This is a genomic window from Rhizobium sp. PDO1-076 (assembly GCF_000247475.1).
Taxonomy (GTDB): Bacteria; Pseudomonadota; Alphaproteobacteria; order Rhizobiales; family Rhizobiaceae; genus Allorhizobium.
On sequence record NZ_AHZC01000361.1, the window covers coordinates 1 to 593 of the forward strand.

Annotated in this window: 2 protein-coding genes; both read right to left on the minus strand. The window is 55.8% G+C overall.

The features are described 5' to 3' along the window. Window positions 1–46: 46 nt before the first annotated feature. Complete coding sequence (locus tag PDO_RS17240; protein WP_007604871.1) at window positions 47–322, minus strand: hypothetical protein; 276 nt, start codon at window positions 320–322, stop codon at window positions 47–49. A gap of 8 nt (window positions 323–330) precedes the next feature. After that, window positions 331–593, minus strand: a 263-nt coding sequence (locus PDO_RS17245; protein WP_007604873.1) for a transposase domain-containing protein, incomplete at its 5' end; no start/stop codon positions are given.

Genomic DNA, 593 nt, shown 5'->3' on the forward strand with positions numbered 1-593 from the left:
GTAAGCATCCGGTGACTACCGCGGTTGGCGCTGATGGTGTCCAGCTTCAGCGGCCTGACTGAAGTTCCACGATAGCTTTGGCAGCCTTGTCGCAGCGCTCTGCAAGTTCTGGGTATGAGAGCTCCATGTGCTCGGTCGCGATCTTGAAGAGATACTGCGCGATGGCGTCAACTGAGGCGGTTTGGTTGGTCAGCATGCCAAAGACGGTATCGGAATAGGCATCATATTCGTCTTGCGCTTCAGGAATGTCCGACACCCCGATGGGGTCCCATTCTGTGAGCAATATTTTTCGAATGATAGCTCGGTTGGCTTTGCGATTCATCGTTGATCCTATGCCGCAACGGCTGCTGTTTGCGTCGGTTTCCAGTTCCACGGCAGCAATTGCTCCAGCCTGATAATCGGCGTGTCGGCAATGTTGGCAAGAACGTCTGCAAGCCACGCCTGTGGGTCGATGTCATTGAGCTTGGCGGTCATGATCAGCGTCGCCATGAAGGCGGCACGATCAGCACCACGATCCGAGCCAGCGAAGCTCCAGTTTTTTCTTCCGCAGGCCACGCCGCGCAGGGCTCGTTCGGCAGCATTGTTAAAGGGTA

What these genes read in the sequence shown, in the direction of transcription:
- PDO_RS17240 (WP_007604871.1), bottom strand. Translation starts at nt 322, where the DNA reads ATGAATCGCAAAGCCAACCGAGCTATCATTCGAAAAATATTGCTCACA.